We start from the raw sequence: 17,612 nt of genomic DNA on the forward strand, positions 1-17,612 counted from the left end.
CGGTTCAACCCAACACCACCCCCACCAACACCGCCACCTCCAGCAACTCCAACAACGCCCCCGCCGTATCCCCGGTGCAGCCCCCCAGCCGGTTCACCATCATCCGGCGCACGCCGATGAACACCGCCGCGACCACCAGCAGGGCCAGCACACCCAACCATCCCGCCAGCCACACGCAGCCCAGCGCAGCGCCCAGCAACACCCGCCAACCGGCGCGCCGTGGGAGATGATCGGCCAATGCCTGCCCCAACCCACCGGCGCGCACGTAAGGCGTGGTCAGAAACAAAGCGAGCAACGCGCCGCGCCCCAATACCGGGACGATGAGCAGCGCCAGGGACTGGCCTTGCTCGATCAGCGCCAGCAGCGCGGTGAATTTGAGCAGCAGTACCAGCACCAGCGTGATGACGGCGATCGGTCCGCTGCGTGGGTCTTTCATGATGAGCAAGGTGCGTTCACGGTCGCCGAAGCCGCCGAGCCAGGCATCGGCGCTGTCGGCCAGGCCGTCGAGGTGCAGGCCGCCGCTGAGCAGGACCCAGGCGCTCAACAGCAATGCGGCGTGAAGCGGTGGCGGCGACCCACCCAGCAGCGCATCGAGCAACCAGAGCAGGCCGCCGAACAACAACCCTACCAACGGATAGAACAGCAATGAGCGGCCCAGTTGTTCGGGCTCGGGCATGCCCGGCAAGCGCACTGGCAGACTGCTGAGAAATTGCAGGGCGATCCAGAACGGCAGCATCGGCTCAGGCCTCTTCCGTCAAGGTCGGGCCGGACGTCACCCGCAGGGCGAACAACGCGCCGTGGCCGACCTCGACATTGAGCAGTTGTTCGCGCGGCAGGCCCCGGGCCTGGGCCAGCAGCAAGCGCATCACGCCACCGTGGCTGACCAGCAGGACCCGCTGTCCGGCATAGGCGCAGTGCAAGCGTTCGATGGCCGCCAGGACACGACTGGAAAACGCCAGCACCGGCTCACCGTCGGGGGGCGTGAAGCCATAGGGGTCGGCCCAGAATCGGCCCAGGGCGTCGGCATCGGTGTCCATCAACGCCGCCGCGCTGCGCCCTTCCCAGGCGCCAAAATGCAGTTCCTGCAGGTCCTTGTCCACCTGCACCGGCACGCCGAGGCGGGCACCGAGCTGCTCGGCGAAACGGGCGCAACGTTGCAGTGGCGAACTCACCAGCCGATCCCACGGGCCGCCCGTTTCGACCGCCGCGTGCATCTGCGCCCAGCCCTTGGCGGTCAGGGCATCGTCGAGGCTGCCGCGCAAGCCGCCACCCAACTCGGTTTCGCCATGGCGCAGCAGGTCCAGGTGCAAGATCATGCCGGGCGGTCCGCCACGGCCGCTTCGGCAAACGTCGCCATCTGCCCGTGCAGGTCACAGGCCAGGCGCAACAACGGCACCGCCAGCGCCGCGCCACTGCCCTCGCCCAGGCGCAGGCCGAGGTCGAGCAGCGGTTCGGCGCCGAGGGTTTCCAGCACATGGCGATGGCCGGGCTCGGCGCCGCGATGGCTGAACAGCAGCCATGGCCGACATTCAGGGTTCAGGCGCACCGCCACCAGCGCGGCGACGCTGCAAATGAAGCCGTCCACCAGCGCCGCGACACCCTGCTGGGCGCATGCCAGGTAAGCCCCGGCCAACGCGGCGATTTCAAACCCGCCGAGGTTGAACAGCGTCTGCAACGGGTCGTGGCGCTGGGCCGCGTGCAACGCCAGGGCACGTTCGATCACCTGGGCCTTGCGATTGACACCGGCTGCGTCCAATCCGGTGCCGGGCCCGACCAGATGCGCCACCGGGCAATCGAGCAAGGCGCAGGCCAAGGCGCTGGCGGCCGTGGTGTTGCCGATGCCCATCTCGCCGCCGATGAACAACTGGCTGCCGGCGGCGACAGCCCGCAACACACTGTCGCGTCCGGCCTGCAATGCCTGCTCACCCTGGGCCACGGTCATGGCCGGGCCCAGGGCGAAGTTCGCCGTGCCAGGCCCGACGCGCAGATGGCGTACACCGGGCAGGTCCAGCGCCGGCGTCACCGTACCCAGGTCCACCACCTCCAGCGTGGCTCCCAACTGCCGCGCCAGGACGCTGATCGCCGCCCCGCCGCTGACGAAGTTGAGCAGCATCTGCCCGGTGACTTCCTGGGGAAACGCCGACACACCTTCGGCCACCACGCCATGGTCACCGGCGAAAATCGCAATCGACACGGCCTCCAGCCTCGGCTTGACCTGTCCTTGCAGCCCCGCCAGCTGCACCGCGACCGTTTCCAGTTGCCCGAGGGAGCCGGCCGGCTTGGTCAATTGTTGCTGACGGGCCGCGGCCTGTTCCAGGGCCTGGGTGTCGAGGGGCTTGCACGGGTCCCGCCACCAGCGGTGATTCATAACGCACTACCTTTGAGAGTCAGGGGCAGGCCGGCGACGGTCAGCACGACGCGCTGACAACGTTCGGCCAGGGCTTGATGCAGCCAACCGGCTTCATCGACGTAACGGCGAGTCAGCTCGCCCAGCGGCACGACACCCATGCCGGTTTCGTTGCTGACAAAAATGATTTCACCGGGCAGCGCAGCGAGGCTGTCCAGCAGGGCCTCGCGTTCGGTGTTCAATTGTTCGGGGTTGTCGAGCATCAGCAGGTTGGTCAGCCACAGGGTCAGGCAGTCCACCAGCAGGCAGCGACCAGGCGCGGCGTGTTCTCGCAGCACTCGGGCCAGGGCCAGCGGCTCTTCCACCAGCACCCATTCGGCCGGGCGCCGGGCACGGTGCTGGGCGACGCGGGTGCTCATCTCGCCGTCCAGGGGTTGGCTGGTGGCGATGTAGGTCACGGGCAATTGGCTGTCGGCGGCGAGTTTTTCTGCCAGGCGGCTTTTGCCGGAGCGGGCGCCGCCGAGGATGAGTTGGAGCATGGTGCATTACCTTCAAAATTGGCGCCGTGACGGCTGGCCTCATCGCGAGCAAGCTCGCTCCCACAGGAGATTGTGAACACCGTCCCATTGTGGGAGCGAGCTTGCTCGCGATGAGGGCCTCACAATCACCCTAGATCCCACAGAGTTCACGCAACACCCCAACATCCAGATGCTGCTCCACCAGGTCCGCCAACCGCTCGATGTCCCGCTCGCGCAACCCGTGGTAATCCACCGCCTGTACCTCCGCCAAACCGGCCCAACGCAACAAGGCGCTGCTGGCCGCAGGCGATTCGAACAATCCATGCAGGTAGGTGCCGAAAATCTGCCCGTCGAGGCTCTGGGCGCCATCGCAACGGCCATCATCCAGTTGCACCGCTGGGTGTTCCAAGGCTGGGCCTGTGGTCACGCCCGCGTGGATCTCATAGCCGCGGACCTCGGCGTCTTCCAGAGTCAGCCGTCCTCGCACATTGCGCAGTTGCTTCTCGCATTCCAGCGTCGTTTCAACGTCCAGCAAACCCAGGCCGGCACTGGAGCCCGCCGCACCTTCCAGGCCCAACGGGTCGTGGACCTGCTCGCCGAGCATCTGCAAGCCGCCGCAAATGCCCAACAGCTTGCCGCCGTAACGCAGATGCCGCTGCAACGCGGCTTCCCAGCCGTTGGCGCGCAGGTAGGCCAAGTCGCTGCGCACGCTTTTGGAGCCCGGCAGGATGATCAGGTCGGCCGGCGGGATCGCCTGGCCGGGGCCAATGAATTGCAGGTCGACCTGCGGGTGCAGGCGCAGCGGATCGAAGTCGGTGTGATTGCTGATGCGCGGCAGCACCGGCACCACCACCTTGAGCACCTGTTCGACCTTGTCGGCCTGGCGCTGGTCGAGGCCGTCCTCGGCTTCCAGGTGCAGGTCCATCACGTAGGGCAACACGCCCACCACCGGTTTACCGGTACGCGCTTCGAGCCAGTCCAGCCCCGGTTGCAACAAGGCGATGTCGCCACGAAAGCGGTTGATGACGAAGCCCTTGACCCGCGCCTGTTCGCTGGGCGACAGCAACTCCAGGGTGCCCACCAGATGGGCGAACACCCCGCCGCGATTGATATCGGCGATCAGCAGCACGGGGCAGTCCACCGCCTCGGCAAAGCCCATGTTGGCGATGTCGCCGGCGCGCAGGTTGATCTCCGCCGGCGACCCGGCACCCTCCACCATCACCACCGGGTAGGCCGCGCTCAAGCGCGCGTGGGAAGCCAGCACCGCCTGCATCGCGATGGCCTTGTAATCGTGGTAGGCCACGGCGTTCATGCTGGTGACGGCGCGGCCATGGATGATCACCTGGGCGCCGGTGTCGCTGTTGGGCTTGAGCAGCACCGGGTTCATGTCGGTGTGCGGCTCAAGGCCGGCAGCCTGGGCCTGCACCGCCTGGGCGCGGCCGATCTCGCCGCCGTCGGCCGTCACCGCGCTGTTGAGGGCCATGTTCTGCGGCTTGAACGGCACCACGCTGATGCCTTGGCGCCGAACCCAGCGGCACAGCGCCGTGACCAGGGTACTTTTGCCGGCATCGGAGGTGGTGCCTTGCACCATCAGGGTGGTCATGGAGTGTCCTTGGCGTAGGCCTCTAAAGCCTGTTCGAGGCGCAGGAATTCGCGGTCATCGGCCGGGAGCCCGAAGCGCAGGCTGCTGGTGTTCACGAACACGCGCAGGAGAATGCCGCGCCGGGCCATGAACCCGTGAAGCGGTTGGGCGTGTTCGGTCACCAGCCATTGGAACAATCCGCAACCGCCCTGGGGCTTGAAGCCATGCCGCTCCAGCGTGGAGGCCAGGCGCTGGCTGGTGTGCTCACAACGTTGGCGCTGGCGCAGTTGGGCGGCGGTGTCCAGCAGGCACGTCTGGCCCAGCACCCGGGTCGGCCCGCTGACGGCCCACGGCCCGACTTGTTCGGCGAGCAGCCTGAGCAAATGCCGCTCGGCCAGGACAAACCCCAGGCGCACCCCGGCCAGGCCAAAAAACTTGCCGAAGGAACGCAGCACGATCAGCCCGACCTGATGGCTGTGCCTGGCCAGGCTGTGTTGCGGGGTGACATCCATGAAGGCTTCGTCCACCACCAGCCAGCCACCGCGCTGGGCCAGCCGGGCGTGCCAGTCCAGCAGGCGCTCGGGGTCCAGGCTCACGCCGGTGGGGTTGTTCGGGTTGACCACCACCAACACGTCGAGGCTGTCGAGGAAGAAATCCACTTCGGCTTCGAGCACTTCGCGCACGATGTAGCCGCTGCGACGCCAGGCTTCGGCGTGCTCGGCATAGCACGGTGATAACACGCCGACCTTGCCGGCCCGGCGCAAGCGCGGCAGCAGTTGGATCGCCATCTGCGAACCGGCCACCGGCAACACCTGCGCCGCACCATAGTAGTCGCAGGCTGCCTGCTCCAGGCCGTCGTCGGTCTCCGGCAAACGAGCCCAGGCGCGCGGCGGTATCGGCGGAATGTCGAATGGCCACGGCGCAAGGCCACTGGACAAGTCGAGCCAGTCAGCCTCGGCGATGCCATAGTGCAGGGCCGCGTTGCGCAGGCGCCCACCGTGCTCAAGCATAGAACTCAGCTCCCAGGCAAAGAATCAGCAACCACAACCATACCCCCCGCTGGACCAATTGCCAGCCGCGATCGATGGAGTCGGCACTCGCCGGCACGCCCTCGCCCAGCGGCGGGCGCTGGTGCAGTTCGCCGTGATACACCGCCGCCCCGCCCAGCTCGACCCCCAGGGCACCGGCACCGGCGGCCATCACCGGCCCGGCATTCGGACTGTCCCAGGTCGGGCCCTGGCGGCGCCAGCACGTGAGCGCCAGGCGGGTCTTGCCGAGCAGCGCGTAGGTCAGCGCCACCAAACGCGCCGGGATGTAGTTGAGCAAGTCATCGATTTTTGCCGCCGCCCAACCGAAGCGCTCGAAGCGTTCGTTGCGGTAGCCCCACATGGCGTCGAGGGTGTTGCTCAACCGGTACAACACCACGCCAGGCGCGCCGGCCACGGCGAACCAGAACAGCGCGGCGAACACTGCGTCGCTGCCGTTTTCCAGGACCGATTCGGTGGCGGCGCGGGCCACGGCGGTTTCGTCCAGCTCGCGGGTTTCGCGGCTGACCAGGTAGCCGACGCGCTGGCGCGCCTTTTCGAGATCGCCGCTGCGCAACGCCTGGGCCACCGGTTCGACGTGCTCACCGAGGCTGCGCAGGCCAAGGGCGCAGTACAACGCCAGGATCTCCACCAGCCACCCCACCATCGGTGCCCAGGACAGTGCCGTGGCAAGCAATGTCAGCGGCACCACGGCGATGATCCAGGCCGTCACCCCATGGCTGCGCCAGCCACGCCCTCCAGCATTGAAACGCCGTTCGATACGCTCGGCGAAACCGCCGAATGCCACCAGTGGATGGCCGCGCCGGGGCTCGCCCAGCAGCGCATCCAGGGCCACCGCGGCGGCACTGAGCAACGCCACGCTCATGGGCTCACTCCCCAACGGTTTTCATACAGCAGTTCATTCAGCGGGCGCGGCTGCGCCCAGCCTTCGAGGGCGAGCATCGGCGCCGGATAAAACCCCTCGACCGGGCCCAGGCAGAGGATCGCCAGCGGCTTGGCGCCGGCGGGCAAGCCCAGCAGATCGGCCAGGGCCTGGGGCTCGAACAGCGACACCCAGCCCATCCCCAGCCCTTCGGCGCGGGAGGCCAGCCACAGGTTCTGGATCGCGCAGGACAGCGAGGCCAGGTCCATTTCCGGCAAGGTCCGGCGACCGAAGATGTGCCGCTCGCGGCCGTCCATCAACGCTGCCACCAACACTTCGGCGCAATCGTTGATGCCTTCGACCTTGAGTTTCATGAACGCATCGCTGCGCTCGCCCAGGGCCTCGGCGGTGCGCACGCGCTCCTGCTCCACCAGCCGGTGGATGTCGCGGCGCAAGGCGCGGTCGCTGATGCGGATGAAGCGCCAGGGTTGCATCAGGCCGACGCTGGGCGCTTGGTGCGCAGCCTCCAGCAAGCGGCGCAACAAGGCCGGCTCGACCGTGCCGCCGCTGAAATGGCGCATGTCGCGGCGCTCGCCGATGGCGCGGTAGACAGCGTCGCGTTCGGCCTGGGAGAAAGCGGTGTCGGTCATGGGCTCTTCGCGAGCAAGCCCGCTCCCACAGGGGTCAGGTGTTCAAATGTGGGAGCGGGCTTGCCCGCGAAGGCGGCCTCAAGATCAGGCGCAAACAACGCGGCAATCGCCCGCGGATTGGACGGAAAATAAAAATGCACATAGGAAGCCGTCATCCGTCCTTGCCGGAAAACCGCTTCCGCGCCACGCCCGCCATTGGGACTGTGCCCCCGGGCAATCGGCGCAAGCTCGGTGCTGGTCAACGAATGATGATAAGTGTGCCCGCGCAAGGTGCCTTCCGGCAGCTCCACCGATTGCAGCGCCAGGGCCGCCAGGCGTTTTTGCATCTGCGCTTCGCCGGCCAGCAAGCCCAGCAGTTCAGCGCGGGTGCCGTCGACGTCGGTCAAGGAATCCAGCAGATAGAGCATGCCACCGCACTCCGCGAGCAATGGCTTGCCGGCTGAATGATGAGCCCGGATCGCCGCCAGCATCGAGGCATTTTCAGCCAACGCAACGTGGTGCAGCTCGGGGTAACCGCCGGGCAAGTAAAGACTGTCAGCCTCAGGCAGCTCGGTGTCATGAATCGGCGAAAAGAAGTGCAATTGCGCGCCCATGGCCCGCAGCAGGTCGAGGCTCGCGCCGTAGGTGAAGGCAAACGCCTCGTCGCGGGCCACGGCAATGCGCACACCGTCGAGCCACAGCTCGGGGTTGATGACTTCAGGCGCGGCGAACTCGACGGCGGGCGGCAACGCGACCTCGCAACTGCCGGCCAGGGCATCGGCGGCGGCATCGAGACGCAGGTCGAGGTCATTCAACTCGCTGGCCTGGACCAGCCCGAGGTGGCGACTGGGCAACTCGATGCCGGTTTCCCGCGACAGCGCCCCGTACCAACGCAGGCCTTCGGTCACGCTGCCTTCGAGCAACTGCGCGTGGCGCAAGGTGCCGACACGGTTGGCCAGCACCCCGGCGAATGGCAGGTCCGGCTGGTAAAGCGCCAGGCCCAGGGCCAGGGCGCCGAACGTCTGGGCCATGGCCGTGCCATCGATCACCGCCAGCACCGGCACGCCAAAGTGCCGCGCCAGGTCGGCACTGGACGGGGTGCCGTCGAACAACCCCATCACCCCTTCGATCAGAATCAGGTCCGCCTCGGCGGCGGCTTCCCATAGCAGTCGCCGGCTTTCCTGCTCGCCGACCATCCACATGTCCAACTGGTAGACCGGCGCGCCGCTGGCACGCTCGAGGATCATCGGGTCGAGGAAGTCCGGGCCGCACTTGAAGACGCGCACCTTGCGCCCCCGATTGCGATGCAGGCGCGCCAGGGCGGCAGTGACGGTGGTCTTGCCTTGGCCCGAAGCGGGGGCCGCGATCAGCACCGCCGGACAGTGGCGGCTCAGGGCGACATCACTCACAGTTCGACGCCCTTCTGCGCCTTGATCCCGGCCTGGAACGCATGCTTGATCATGCCCATCTCGGTCACGGTGTCGGCCAGCTCGATCATCTCAGGCTTGGCGCCGCGTCCGGTCACTACGACATGCTGCATCGGCGGACGCGCCTGCAAATCACTGAGCACCTGATCGAGGTCGAGGTAACCGTGCTTGAGGGCGATGTTCAACTCGTCGAGCACCACCAGGCCGATGGCCGGATCGCTGAGCAATTGCCGCGAGACGGCCCAGGCCGCTTCGGCGGCGGCGATGTCGCGCTGGCGGTCCTGGGTTTCCCAGGTGAAGCCTTCGCCCATGACGTGAAAGCGCACCTGCTCGGGGAAACGGCGGAAAAACAGTTCCTCGCCGGTGCTGTTGCGCCCCTTGATGAACTGCACCACGCCGCATTGCATGCCGTGGCCCATGGCCCGGGCCAGCATGCCGAACGCCGAGCTGCTCTTGCCCTTGCCGTTGCCGGTCAGCACCAGCAGCAGGCCGCATTCATTCGGCGAGTTGGCGATGCGTTCGTCGATCACCGCCTTCTTGCGCAGCATGCGCGCCAGGTGGCGCTCGTCGCGATCGGGCGCGTCAATGTGGGGGGAACCGGACATGGGGGAAGCCTCCGTTGGGATGGAATAACGGCGGGCAGGCACGAAAAAGGACGGCAACAAAGCCTGGCATCGCCCACCGTGACGCCGTTGGATGAATCAGGCCGGTCTCCGGGCTCATGAGCGGCGTGTGCCGGGCTGCGCGCCTTCCCATGGCTAGGCTATGTAACTACTTCGTACACATCCTAGGACACAGTGGCCTGTGGGCAACCTTGACTCATTTACCGTTGCGGGGGCAGCGCCGGGTTCGTGTGCACTCACCGGCTTCCCTGTTTCACTCTGTCGGCCATGGCCACAAAGCACCTGAAACAAGCGGCGAAGGTTAGAGGGTTGGGGGTGGAGCGTCAATTAAAGCTGGTTTACCGGTCATTGGCCCGGATCAATAAAGTGACGCCAATCTTGTGTCAGGCTGCAGCAAGTGATATCAAATAGACATTACCCCGATATCACAAGAATAAGAGGGCAAAATGTATGCAAGGCATGATCATCAGCAATCCGAAGCTGGAATTCCTGCGCCCGATGCTGGAGCGCTGGTTTGACTGCATCGACCGCTACAACGCCCTGCGCGGCGATAACGACACGCCCTACTGGCACGATGAAAAGGCCAACCTCGGATTGCTGTCGGCTGCGGCTTGGATGGCCGAGATGGTCACGCTGCAAGACACCCCCACCCGCAAGCAAAACGAAGAAGGCGAACGCAACGCCAGCGCCGATCTGTTCATTGCCAGCAGCGAGGAGCGCGCCTTCATCCAGGCCACCCAGCGCTGGCCCAAGGTCAGCCACCTGAACCTGACCCAGCCTCTGGCCGAAATCACCAGCGATGCCAAGCGCATCAGCTATGCCAGCGACTTGAAGCTCGGCTGCCTGTTCGTGGCGCCGCAAAAAGCCCAGCAGAGCGCCACGCCGGAAGAATTGCAGGACATGCTCGACGACCTGCAGAAGGAAAACACCTGCGCCGTGGCCTGGTACTTCCCCTACGCCTATCGCAAGTTGCGCAACGAGAGCGGCCATTACCATCCGGGCATTGCCGTGCTGTTCAAGCAGGCCCACGGCTGATGGGTTGAACCATACGGGCATCTACGCTTCTCTATGAATAACCACATGCATTCATAGGGAAGCCAGCATGCTCAAGCCACCCCATTTACTGATCCTCGCCCTTGCCGTCGGGCTCGCCGCCTGTGGCGAGTCTTCTACCTTGCAGGTGTCCGACGGCACCGGCCCGGCGCCGAAACTGCCCGAGCCGAACAAGACCCTGATTCCCACCGTCAACATCGCCGAAGCCATCGGCTGGCCACAGGGTGCCAAGCCGACCGCGGCCCCGGGCCTGCAAGTGGGCGCATTCGCCCAAGGGCTGGACCATCCGCGCTGGCTCTACGTCCTGCCCAATGGCGATGTGCTGGTGGCCGAGACCAACGCCCCGCCCAAACCGGATGACGCCAAGGGCATCCGTGGCTGGGTGATGAAGAAGGTCATGGGCCGCGCCGGTGCCGGGGTGCCCAGCCCCAACCGCATCACGCTGCTGCGTGACGCCAATCACGATGGCGTCGCCGAGACCCGCACCGTCTTCCTGGAGAACCTCAACTCGCCGTTCGGCATGACCCTGGTGGGCAATGACCTGTACGTGGCCGACACGGACCGGCTGATTCGCTTCCCCTACAAGGAAGGCGACACGCAAATCACCGCTCAGCCGACCAAGGTCGTCGACCTGCCCGGCGGCACCCTCAACCATCACTGGACCAAGAACGTCATCGCCAGTCGCGACGGCAGCAAGCTGTACGTCACCACGGGCTCGAACAGCAACGTGGCGGAGAACGGCATGGAGGCCGAAGAAGGCCGGGCGGCGATCTGGGAAGTCGATCGGGCCAGCGGCAGCCACCGCATCTTCGCTTCGGGCCTGCGCAACCCCAACGGCCTGGCCTGGGAGCCGAGCAGCGGCGCGCTGTGGACGGCGGTGAACGAGCGGGATGAGATCGGCAGCGACCTGGTGCCGGACTACATCACCTCGGTCAAGGACGGCGCCTTCTATGGCTGGCCCTACAGCTACTACGGGCAGAACGTCGATGTGCGCGTCGAACCGCAGAACCCGGCGCTGGTGGCCAAGGCCATCGCCCCGGACTACGCCGTCGGCCCCCACACCGCCTCACTGGGCCTGACCTTCGCCGAAGGCAGCCACTTGCCCGCGCCCTTCACCGAAGGTGCCTTCATCGGCCAGCACGGTTCCTGGAACCGCAAGCCTCACAGTGGCTATAAAGTGATTTTCGTACCGTTCAGCGGCGGCAAGCCGGTAGGACAACCGGTGGATGTGCTGACCGGATTCCTCAATGCCGACGAAAAAGCCCAGGGCCGGCCGGTAGGCGTGGTAATCGATAAACAGGGCGGGCTGTTGGTGGCTGACGACGTGGGGAACAAGATCTGGCGGGTGTCGGGTAAGTAACGCCGCTCACCTTTGTGGCGAGGGGATTTATCCCCGTTGGGCTGCGCAGCAGCCCTAAAAATAGCTGCCTAACCGCGAGAACCCGACACAACGGGGTTTCCGGCTTTAGGACTGCTTCGCAGCCCAACGGGGATAAATCCCCTCGCCACAAAGGTCAGCGCAACCACTCAGGGATTACGCGCCAGATGCTCCGGCTGCAATACCCGCTTGGCACCCAGGTAGGCTTTCTGCCAATAGGCCTTGGACAGGCTGTCGAGCTTGACCGTCCCGCCTGTGGCCGGCGCATGCACGAAACGCCCCTCCCCCACATAGATCCCCGCATGGCTGACCTGTGAGCCGCCATTGGTGGCGAAGAAAACCAGGTCACCGGTCTGCAACGCCTCCTTGCCGACGTCCGGCGCGCGCATGCCGATCATTTCGCGCGTGGAGCGCGGCAACGAGATACCGGCGGCGTCGCGATAGACGTAGCCGATCAGGCCACTGCAATCAAACCCCGAATCCGGCGTATTGCCGCCCCAGCGATACGGCGTGCCCACCAGGCCCAACGCCCGGAAGAGCACGTCTTCAGCGGCCGGGGAAAAGGTTTGTGAGGGGGCAAAGACCACCGGAGCCCGTACCGGCGCGGGTGGCGGAGTACGGCTGGCGCAAGCGCTGAGCAGCGCGGCGAGACACATGAGAGCAAGGCGGGCCGACGTCGACATATGCAGAACAATCCTGATCTGGATGCGGCTTTTCTGCCGTGGGCATGAAAACAAATCCGCCTGCGAGGTACGCAGGCGGATTGCCATCAATCAATGATCATGGATTCTAGCGGCTATGAGGCAAACTTCAAGTAAGACTTTAAGTTTGCCTTACAAACTGTGCGCTTACTTGCGAGCGGTGACCACAGTCGGAGCCATGGCGAGGGCGCGCTTGGCTTCGATGAAGGTCTTGCTCCAGTAGCTGTCGCCCAGGCTGTCGATTCGCACGCCGCCGCTGCGGCGGCTGCTGGAATGGATGAACTGGTTGTCGCCCAGGTAGATACCGGCGTGGCTGACGCGCCCGCGACGGCCGCTGGTGCTGAAGAACAGCAGGTCACCAGGTTCCAGTTGATTGCGCGCTACCAGCGGGGCGTTCACGTTGATCATTTCCCGCGTCGAACGTGGCAGGCTCATGCCGGCCTCTTCGCGGAACAGGTAGCCGATGAAACCGCTGCAATCGAAGCCGGCTTCGGAGGTGCCGCCAAAGCGGTAACGGGTGCCGATCAACGACATGCCGCGTTCCAGGATGCTGTCGGCCAGCACCGGAAGCTGGTAAGGCTTGTTGCCGGCGAACGCTGCCAGCTCTTTGTCGTTGGCCATCTCTTCCTGGAAGGACACGGAGGAAGACTGGGCGGTAACGGTGTTCTGAACCTGTGGTTGTTGTACTTGCTGAGACACTGGAGTGTGGGCAGCGCAACCGAACAACAGGGTAACGAGTGCGAGAGGCACGAGGGGTGCGAAGCGATTTAGCATGGGCACGACCGTGGCTGAAGTAGTAAAGATGGCGAGACTATGCCCTCTATCAACCTCATTTGCAAATTCAATCGATGAAAATGTGACTTCCCGGTTTTGCGTTTACATCTAAGCGCTTAAGCCCATTTTGAAAGTCACGTGGCCTGCAACCCAGCAGGACCGCGGGTTTCGTCGCGTCCGGACACGGCCAAGGGCCACTACAGACAACGGTTCTACCAGCCCAAAGTTTCTTTCAAAAAAGGAATAGTCAGCTTGCGCTGAGCCTGGAGGGAAGCCTGGTCGAGGCGCTCGAGCAATTCGAACAGCGCGCTCATGCTGCGGGTGCCACGGGTGAGGATGAAATGCCCGACTTCGTCGGTCAGGTGCAGGCCACGACGGGAAGCGCGCAACTGCAAGGCACGCAGCTTGTCCTCATCGGACAGCGGGCGCATCTGGAAAATCAGTGCCAGGGTGAGCCGGGACTTGAGATCCGCCAGCTTCACTGGCAGCTCCCGTGGCGACGTCGAGGCGGCGATCAGCAAGCGCCGTCCGCTGTCACGCAAGCGGTTGAACAGATGGAACAGGGCTTCTTCCCAGTCGGCCTTGCCGGCAACGGCCTGGAGATCGTCCAGGCAGACCAGTTCGTACTGTTCAAGGTTGTCGAGGATTTCCACACCGCGGTCCAGCAACTCGGCCAGCGGCAGGTACACCGCCGGCTCGCCCAACTGCTCGAACCGCAGGCAAGCGGCCTGCAACAGGTGCGTGCGCCCTACTCCGTCCTTGCCCCACAGATAAATCAGACTCTCGGTCCAGCCAGCGTCGGCTTCGCAAAGCCGCTCGACATAGCCGAGTGCAGCGGCATTGGCGCCTGGGTAGTAGTTGATAAAGGTGGCGTCATCACGCAGACGCACACCTAGGGGCAGCTGAATCGGTTTCATGCTGACTGAGCGGCTGCGGGGAGCCGCGAGTGGCCTCTGTGTAAAGTTGGCAAAGTTTATACCCGTGGCGCGGACCGCACAATGCGCCGGACCACGAGCAAAATCAAAGGTTTGCAGCGACAGCACCAAGGATCGACGGTTTTCCTGACGTTGTTCCTACAGCTCGGGGTCTTCGGTGCCGCTGTAGATGTCCGAATCCTTGTACAGGTCGTGCATGTGTCGCACCAGCACCATGATCACCGCCGCCACCGGTAGCGCCAGCAGGATTCCGGTGAAGCCGAACAACTCGCCGCCCGCCAGGATCGCGAAGATCACCGCCACCGGATGCAGGCCGATCCGGTCGCCCACCAGCAACGGTGTCAGCACCATGCCTTCCAGCGCCTGGCCCACCATGAACACCGTCACAATGCCCACCATGGGGTACAGGTCGCCGCCGAACTGGAACAACCCGGCAATCAATGCCGCGCCGATACCGATCACGAAGCCCATGTACGGCACGATGGCCGCCAACCCGGCGATCATGCCGATCAACAGGCCCAGTTCCAGCCCTACCAGCATCAACCCGGCCGCATAGATGAAGCCCAGCGCGACCATCACCAGCAGTTGCCCACGCACGAACGCCCCCAGCACCTCGTGGCATTCGCCGGTCAGGGCCATGATGTGTTCTTCGCGATGACGAGGCAGCAGGCTGCGGATCTTCGCCATCATCAGGTCCCAGTCCCGCAACAGGTAGAAGGCCACCACCGGAATCAGCACCACGTTCGCCAGCCAGCCGATCAGCGCCAGGCTCGAGGCCGTGGCCTGGCTCAGCACCACGCCGACGATGTCGGTGGTCTGGCCCATGTGCTCGCTGATCGCCGCCTTGACCTTGTCGAACTTCCAGAAGCCGTCCGCCAGCCCCAGCTTCGACTGCACCCAAGGCATCGCGGTGTGCTGCAACCAGTCCAGCATCTGCGGGGCCAACTCATACAGGCGCACCAACTGCTTGGCGAGCATCGGGACCAGCACCAACAACAAGGCGCTGACAATCAAGGTGAACAGGGCGAACACCGCCACCACGCCCCAGGTTCGCGACAGGCCGAATTTTTCCAGGCGATCGACCACCGGATCGAACAGATAGGCCAGCAGCAACGCAACCAGGAACGGCGTGAGGATCGGGTGCAGCAGATAGATGAATGCAAACAGCAGGGCGACCCCACCCAACCAGAACCAACGCCGCGTATCACCCATGAACCACTCCTAGCTATATAAAGAAAGAAAACCTACCAGCGGAAACGCAGATTGGCGGTTGGCGCCGGCGCAGGCGCCGCTACCGGGGCCGCGCCATCGACGGCGGGTGGCGTCTGTGGTGCGGGTGCCGGGGCTTCACCGGCCGGGACCTCTTGCAGTTTCGCCAGGGCCAATTGCGCCTTCAACTGGTCGGCACTGCCGTTGACCCGATAGAGGACCCGGTCAGCGTCGACCCGCTGCAACTGCCCAGCGAACGGTTCGAGCAGGCGCGACAGCGCCGCGTAGCGCTCAAGGTTCATGCCCTGCACTTCCAGCAGTTGCTCGCTGGCCAGGCCCGGCTTGGCGACGAAGCGCGGCGCCAGGCGTTGGCTCACCGCCAGCATGACCGCGTCGGCCAGCGCCGCCGGATCGGCCCCTTGGGCCGTGCCTTGCTCGCGCTGGTCGCCCAGCCACAGGCGCCAGGTGCCGTGCCACTGCCCGCCCTCTTCCTTGGCATGGACTGCCAGCAACGCATCCGCCGCGTAACGCTCCGACGCTGCCTGCAACGGCGCCGGGTCGGTGCCTTCCAGGTTCGGCGCGGTGGCGACGATCTGCTCGCTCAGGTCCGCCAGCGGCAGGTGCAACGCCAGGCCCCGATGTTGCGCGGCACGCCGTAGTGGCGCCGCGCTGGCCTGGCCATCACCCACCAGGCTGGAGCCCTCGACCGAATCGTTCAGCCACCAGCCCAGGATCGACGGCCGGTTCGCGCTCCACAGCGACAACCCCGCCGAGCGCAGCGCACGGTCGGTGCTCGCCGGGTCGAAGTCGACCTTCAGGCTTTCCGGAGGGCCCGCGTCGTAGCCGTACTGGAGAATGATTTGCTGCGGGTCCTTGCGGACCGCCGCCAGGCCGGGATTCTGTGCGGCCTTGGCGTCGCCGGTCAGGCGCAGCACCAGCGTGTCCAGGGCGCGCAGCGTCGCCTGGTTGCGCTCCTCCGGCGTCTGGTTGCTGACCGGCTCGAATACTTGATAGAGGCCATTGACGGTTTCGGCATGGCTCGCCAGGCTGATCAGCGACAGGCAACCCACGGACAAGAATTTGAACAAACGCATGGAAGATTCCCGGACATAACGGCTGGAACAGGCCGTGTGGAGAAGATTGAGCATGGCTGTGACCACGGCATCGGGCAAAACATTCACCCACCCGATGGAAGTTTCGCACTGTCATCACCATAGCCGGTTACCGCTCCACCTTATACAGCCGCGTCGCGCAGTACCAAAATAAGAAATATCGGTTTTTTTCCGTGGATATGTCCCTGCCCGTCGGCGCGAGGATGGCCGCTGCCCCACAAGCCTGATAAAATCGCGCGCCTTCGCAGACCGGCAACCGTCGGGCATCCGGAATAATTCGTACAACGGTTATTCAATGGCCCCGGCAGTCGGTCGTTACCCAGAAATCCCCCCTAAAGGCCTGGATCATGAGCAAGCAACCCTCCCTGAGCTACAAGGACGCCGGTGTAGACATCGACGCCGGTGAAGCATTGGTCGAACGCATCAAGAGCGTCGCCAAGCGCACTGCGCGCCCGGAAGTCATGGGCGGCCTGGGCGGTTTCGGCGCCCTCTGCGAGATCCCGGCCGGCTACAAGCAACCGGTGCTGGTGTCGGGCACTGACGGCGTCGGCACCAAGCTGCGCCTGGCCTTGAACCTGAACAAGCACGACAGCATCGGCATCGACCTGGTCGCCATGTGCGTGAACGACCTGGTGGTCTGCGGCGCCGAGCCACTGTTCTTCCTCGATTACTATGCCACCGGCAAGCTGAACGTCGACACCGCCGCCCAGGTCGTGACCGGCATCGGTGCCGGCTGCGAACTGTCGGGTTGCTCCCTGGTGGGCGGCGAAACGGCTGAAATGCCTGGCATGTACGAAGGCGAAGACTACGACCTGGCCGGCTTCTGCGTCGGCGTGGTCGAGAAAGCCGAGATCATCGACGGCTCGAAAGTCGCCGCCGGCGATGCCCTGCTTGCCCTGCCGTCTTCCGGCCCGCACTCCAACGGCTACTCGCTGATCCGCAAGATCATCGAAGTCTCGGGTGCCGACATCGAGAACACCCAGCTCGACGGCAAGCCGCTGACCGACCTGCTGATGGCCCCGACCCGCATCTACGTCAAGCCTCTGCTCAAGCTGATCAAGGACACGGGCGCCGTCAAGGCCATGGCCCACATCACCGGTGGCGGCCTGCTGGACAACATCCCGCGCGTGCTGCCAAAAGGCGCCCAGGCCGTGGTCGACGTGGCGAGCTGGACCCGCCCGGCGGTGTTCGACTGGCTGCAGGAAAAAGGCAACGTCGACGAAACCGAGATGCACCGCGTGCTGAACTGCGGCGTGGGCATGGTCATCTGCGTGGCCCAGGAGCACGTCGAAACCGCCCTGAACGTGCTGCGTGAAGCCGGCGAACAGCCTTGGGTGATCGGCCAGATCGCCACCGCCGCCGAAGGCGCTGCCCAGGTCGAGCTGCAAAACCTCAAGGCGCACTGATGCACGAACG

The 17,612-nt window shown here is 65.1% G+C and carries 18 protein-coding genes and 1 riboswitch; of the genes, 3 read left to right on the forward strand and 15 right to left on the reverse strand.

Features of this window, described 5'->3' with window-relative positions:
• Positions 1–4 precede the first annotated feature (4 nt).
• The 10 genes from V3H56_RS20165 to cobO form a co-directional block, all read right to left on the reverse strand.
• Complete coding sequence (locus V3H56_RS20165; protein ID WP_338473805.1) at positions 5–736, reverse strand: adenosylcobinamide-GDP ribazoletransferase; 732 nt, start codon at positions 734–736, stop codon at positions 5–7.
• A 4-nt stretch (positions 737–740) separates the two neighbouring features.
• Positions 741–1,316, reverse strand: coding sequence for an alpha-ribazole phosphatase family protein (gene cobC, locus V3H56_RS20170; RefSeq protein WP_042728550.1), 576 nt, complete (start codon positions 1,314–1,316; stop codon positions 741–743).
• Positions 1,313–2,368 carry a nicotinate-nucleotide--dimethylbenzimidazole phosphoribosyltransferase gene (cobT, locus tag V3H56_RS20175; protein WP_338473806.1) on the reverse strand — a complete coding sequence of 352 codons (1,056 nt, stop codon included), beginning with the start codon at positions 2,366–2,368 and terminating at the stop codon, positions 1,313–1,315. Before cobT ends, cobC begins: the two co-directional genes overlap by 4 nt.
• Positions 2,365–2,886, reverse strand: a complete 522-nt coding sequence (gene cobU, locus V3H56_RS20180; protein WP_338473807.1) for a bifunctional adenosylcobinamide kinase/adenosylcobinamide-phosphate guanylyltransferase — start codon at positions 2,884–2,886, stop codon at positions 2,365–2,367. Before cobU ends, cobT begins: the two co-directional genes overlap by 4 nt.
• Before the next feature lie 130 nt (positions 2,887–3,016).
• Positions 3,017–4,468 (reverse strand): cobyric acid synthase, encoded by a 1,452-nt coding sequence (locus tag V3H56_RS20185; protein ID WP_338473808.1) that lies wholly within the window; start codon positions 4,466–4,468, stop codon positions 3,017–3,019.
• Entirely contained in the window at positions 4,465–5,457 is a 993-nt protein-coding gene (cobD, locus tag V3H56_RS20190) for a threonine-phosphate decarboxylase CobD (protein ID WP_047736527.1), read from the reverse strand. Before cobD ends, V3H56_RS20185 begins: the two co-directional genes overlap by 4 nt.
• Positions 5,450–6,358, reverse strand: a complete 909-nt coding sequence (cbiB, locus tag V3H56_RS20195; protein ID WP_042728545.1) for an adenosylcobinamide-phosphate synthase CbiB — start codon at positions 6,356–6,358, stop codon at positions 5,450–5,452. The genes cobD and cbiB overlap by 8 nt, the downstream gene beginning before the upstream one ends.
• A complete protein-coding gene (bluB, locus tag V3H56_RS20200; protein ID WP_047736528.1) occupies positions 6,355–7,005 on the reverse strand; it encodes a 5,6-dimethylbenzimidazole synthase in 651 nt (216 codons plus the stop codon). Before bluB ends, cbiB begins: the two co-directional genes overlap by 4 nt.
• Entirely contained in the window at positions 7,002–8,393 is a 1,392-nt protein-coding gene (locus V3H56_RS20205) for a cobyrinate a,c-diamide synthase (protein WP_338473809.1), read from the reverse strand. Before V3H56_RS20205 ends, bluB begins: the two co-directional genes overlap by 4 nt.
• The gene (gene cobO, locus V3H56_RS20210) at positions 8,390–9,016 is read right to left on the reverse strand and encodes a cob(I)yrinic acid a,c-diamide adenosyltransferase (protein WP_042728542.1); all 627 of its coding nucleotides are present in this window, start codon (positions 9,014–9,016) and stop codon (positions 8,390–8,392) included. The genes V3H56_RS20205 and cobO overlap by 4 nt, the downstream gene beginning before the upstream one ends.
• An 81-nt stretch (positions 9,017–9,097) precedes the next feature.
• A riboswitch (cobalamin riboswitch) is annotated at positions 9,098–9,335 on the reverse strand.
• Between the two features lie 149 nt (positions 9,336–9,484).
• Between cobO and V3H56_RS20215 the strand changes: the two genes are divergently transcribed.
• Both V3H56_RS20215 and V3H56_RS20220 read left to right on the forward strand, forming a co-directional pair.
• Entirely contained in the window at positions 9,485–10,069 is a 585-nt protein-coding gene (locus tag V3H56_RS20215) for a hypothetical protein (protein WP_047736529.1), read from the forward strand.
• A 67-nt stretch (positions 10,070–10,136) separates the two neighbouring features.
• Entirely contained in the window at positions 10,137–11,447 is a 1,311-nt protein-coding gene (locus V3H56_RS20220) for a sorbosone dehydrogenase family protein (RefSeq protein ID WP_338473810.1), read from the forward strand.
• Positions 11,448–11,614: 167 nt separating this feature from the next.
• On the opposite strand, the gene V3H56_RS20225 is transcribed toward V3H56_RS20220, so the two are convergent.
• The 5 genes from V3H56_RS20225 to V3H56_RS20245 form a co-directional block, all read right to left on the reverse strand.
• The gene (locus V3H56_RS20225) at positions 11,615–12,148 is read right to left on the reverse strand and encodes a C40 family peptidase (RefSeq protein WP_047739478.1); all 534 of its coding nucleotides are present in this window, start codon (positions 12,146–12,148) and stop codon (positions 11,615–11,617) included.
• Between the two features lie 165 nt (positions 12,149–12,313).
• Positions 12,314–12,940 carry an NlpC/P60 family protein gene (locus V3H56_RS20230; RefSeq protein ID WP_042728539.1) on the reverse strand — a complete coding sequence of 209 codons (627 nt, stop codon included), beginning with the start codon at positions 12,938–12,940 and terminating at the stop codon, positions 12,314–12,316.
• A gap of 212 nt (positions 12,941–13,152) precedes the next feature.
• Positions 13,153–13,857 (reverse strand): DnaA regulatory inactivator Hda, encoded by a 705-nt coding sequence (hda, locus tag V3H56_RS20235; protein ID WP_003178999.1) that lies wholly within the window; start codon positions 13,855–13,857, stop codon positions 13,153–13,155.
• A 156-nt stretch (positions 13,858–14,013) separates the two neighbouring features.
• Positions 14,014–15,087, reverse strand: a complete 1,074-nt coding sequence (locus V3H56_RS20240; protein ID WP_338473811.1) for an AI-2E family transporter — start codon at positions 15,085–15,087, stop codon at positions 14,014–14,016.
• Between the two features lie 32 nt (positions 15,088–15,119).
• Positions 15,120–16,178, reverse strand: a complete 1,059-nt coding sequence (locus V3H56_RS20245) for a DUF2066 domain-containing protein (RefSeq protein ID WP_338473812.1) — start codon at positions 16,176–16,178, stop codon at positions 15,120–15,122.
• A gap of 365 nt (positions 16,179–16,543) precedes the next feature.
• On the opposite strand from V3H56_RS20245, the gene purM reads away from it, so the two are divergent.
• Positions 16,544–17,602: a phosphoribosylformylglycinamidine cyclo-ligase gene (gene purM / locus V3H56_RS20250; RefSeq protein WP_042728535.1), complete on the forward strand. Its 1,059-nt coding sequence runs from the start codon at positions 16,544–16,546 to the stop codon at positions 17,600–17,602.
• Positions 17,603–17,612 lie beyond the last annotated feature (10 nt).

The sequence above is a fragment of the Pseudomonas sp. MS646 genome (assembly GCF_036693845.1).
GTDB lineage: Bacteria > Pseudomonadota > Gammaproteobacteria > Pseudomonadales > Pseudomonadaceae > Aquipseudomonas > Aquipseudomonas chlororaphis_E.

Excerpts from the sequence above, each read along its gene's own strand:
- cobC (WP_042728550.1), bottom strand. The coding sequence starts at position 1,316 with ATGATCTTGCACCTGGACCTGCTGCGCCATGGCGAAACCGAGTTGGGT.
- hda (WP_003178999.1), bottom strand. The coding sequence starts at position 13,857 with ATGAAACCGATTCAGCTGCCCCTAGGTGTGCGTCTGCGTGATGACGCC.
- V3H56_RS20225 (WP_047739478.1), bottom strand. The coding sequence starts at position 12,148 with ATGTCGACGTCGGCCCGCCTTGCTCTCATGTGTCTCGCCGCGCTGCTC.
- V3H56_RS20230 (WP_042728539.1), bottom strand. The coding sequence starts at position 12,940 with ATGCTAAATCGCTTCGCACCCCTCGTGCCTCTCGCACTCGTTACCCTG.
- V3H56_RS20165 (WP_338473805.1), bottom strand. The coding sequence starts at position 736 with ATGCTGCCGTTCTGGATCGCCCTGCAATTTCTCAGCAGTCTGCCAGTG.
- V3H56_RS20245 (WP_338473812.1), bottom strand. The coding sequence starts at position 16,178 with ATGCGTTTGTTCAAATTCTTGTCCGTGGGTTGCCTGTCGCTGATCAGC.
- cobO (WP_042728542.1), bottom strand. The coding sequence starts at position 9,016 with ATGTCCGGTTCCCCCCACATTGACGCGCCCGATCGCGACGAGCGCCAC.
- purM (WP_042728535.1), top strand. The coding sequence starts at position 16,544 with ATGAGCAAGCAACCCTCCCTGAGCTACAAGGACGCCGGTGTAGACATC.
- V3H56_RS20240 (WP_338473811.1), bottom strand. The coding sequence starts at position 15,087 with ATGGGTGATACGCGGCGTTGGTTCTGGTTGGGTGGGGTCGCCCTGCTG.
- cobT (WP_338473806.1), bottom strand. The coding sequence starts at position 2,368 with ATGAATCACCGCTGGTGGCGGGACCCGTGCAAGCCCCTCGACACCCAG.
- bluB (WP_047736528.1), bottom strand. The coding sequence starts at position 7,005 with ATGACCGACACCGCTTTCTCCCAGGCCGAACGCGACGCTGTCTACCGC.
- V3H56_RS20185 (WP_338473808.1), bottom strand. The coding sequence starts at position 4,468 with ATGACCACCCTGATGGTGCAAGGCACCACCTCCGATGCCGGCAAAAGT.
- cbiB (WP_042728545.1), bottom strand. The coding sequence starts at position 6,358 with ATGAGCGTGGCGTTGCTCAGTGCCGCCGCGGTGGCCCTGGATGCGCTG.
- cobU (WP_338473807.1), bottom strand. The coding sequence starts at position 2,886 with ATGCTCCAACTCATCCTCGGCGGCGCCCGCTCCGGCAAAAGCCGCCTG.
- cobD (WP_047736527.1), bottom strand. The coding sequence starts at position 5,457 with ATGCTTGAGCACGGTGGGCGCCTGCGCAACGCGGCCCTGCACTATGGC.
- V3H56_RS20215 (WP_047736529.1), top strand. The coding sequence starts at position 9,485 with ATGCAAGGCATGATCATCAGCAATCCGAAGCTGGAATTCCTGCGCCCG.
- V3H56_RS20220 (WP_338473810.1), top strand. The coding sequence starts at position 10,137 with ATGCTCAAGCCACCCCATTTACTGATCCTCGCCCTTGCCGTCGGGCTC.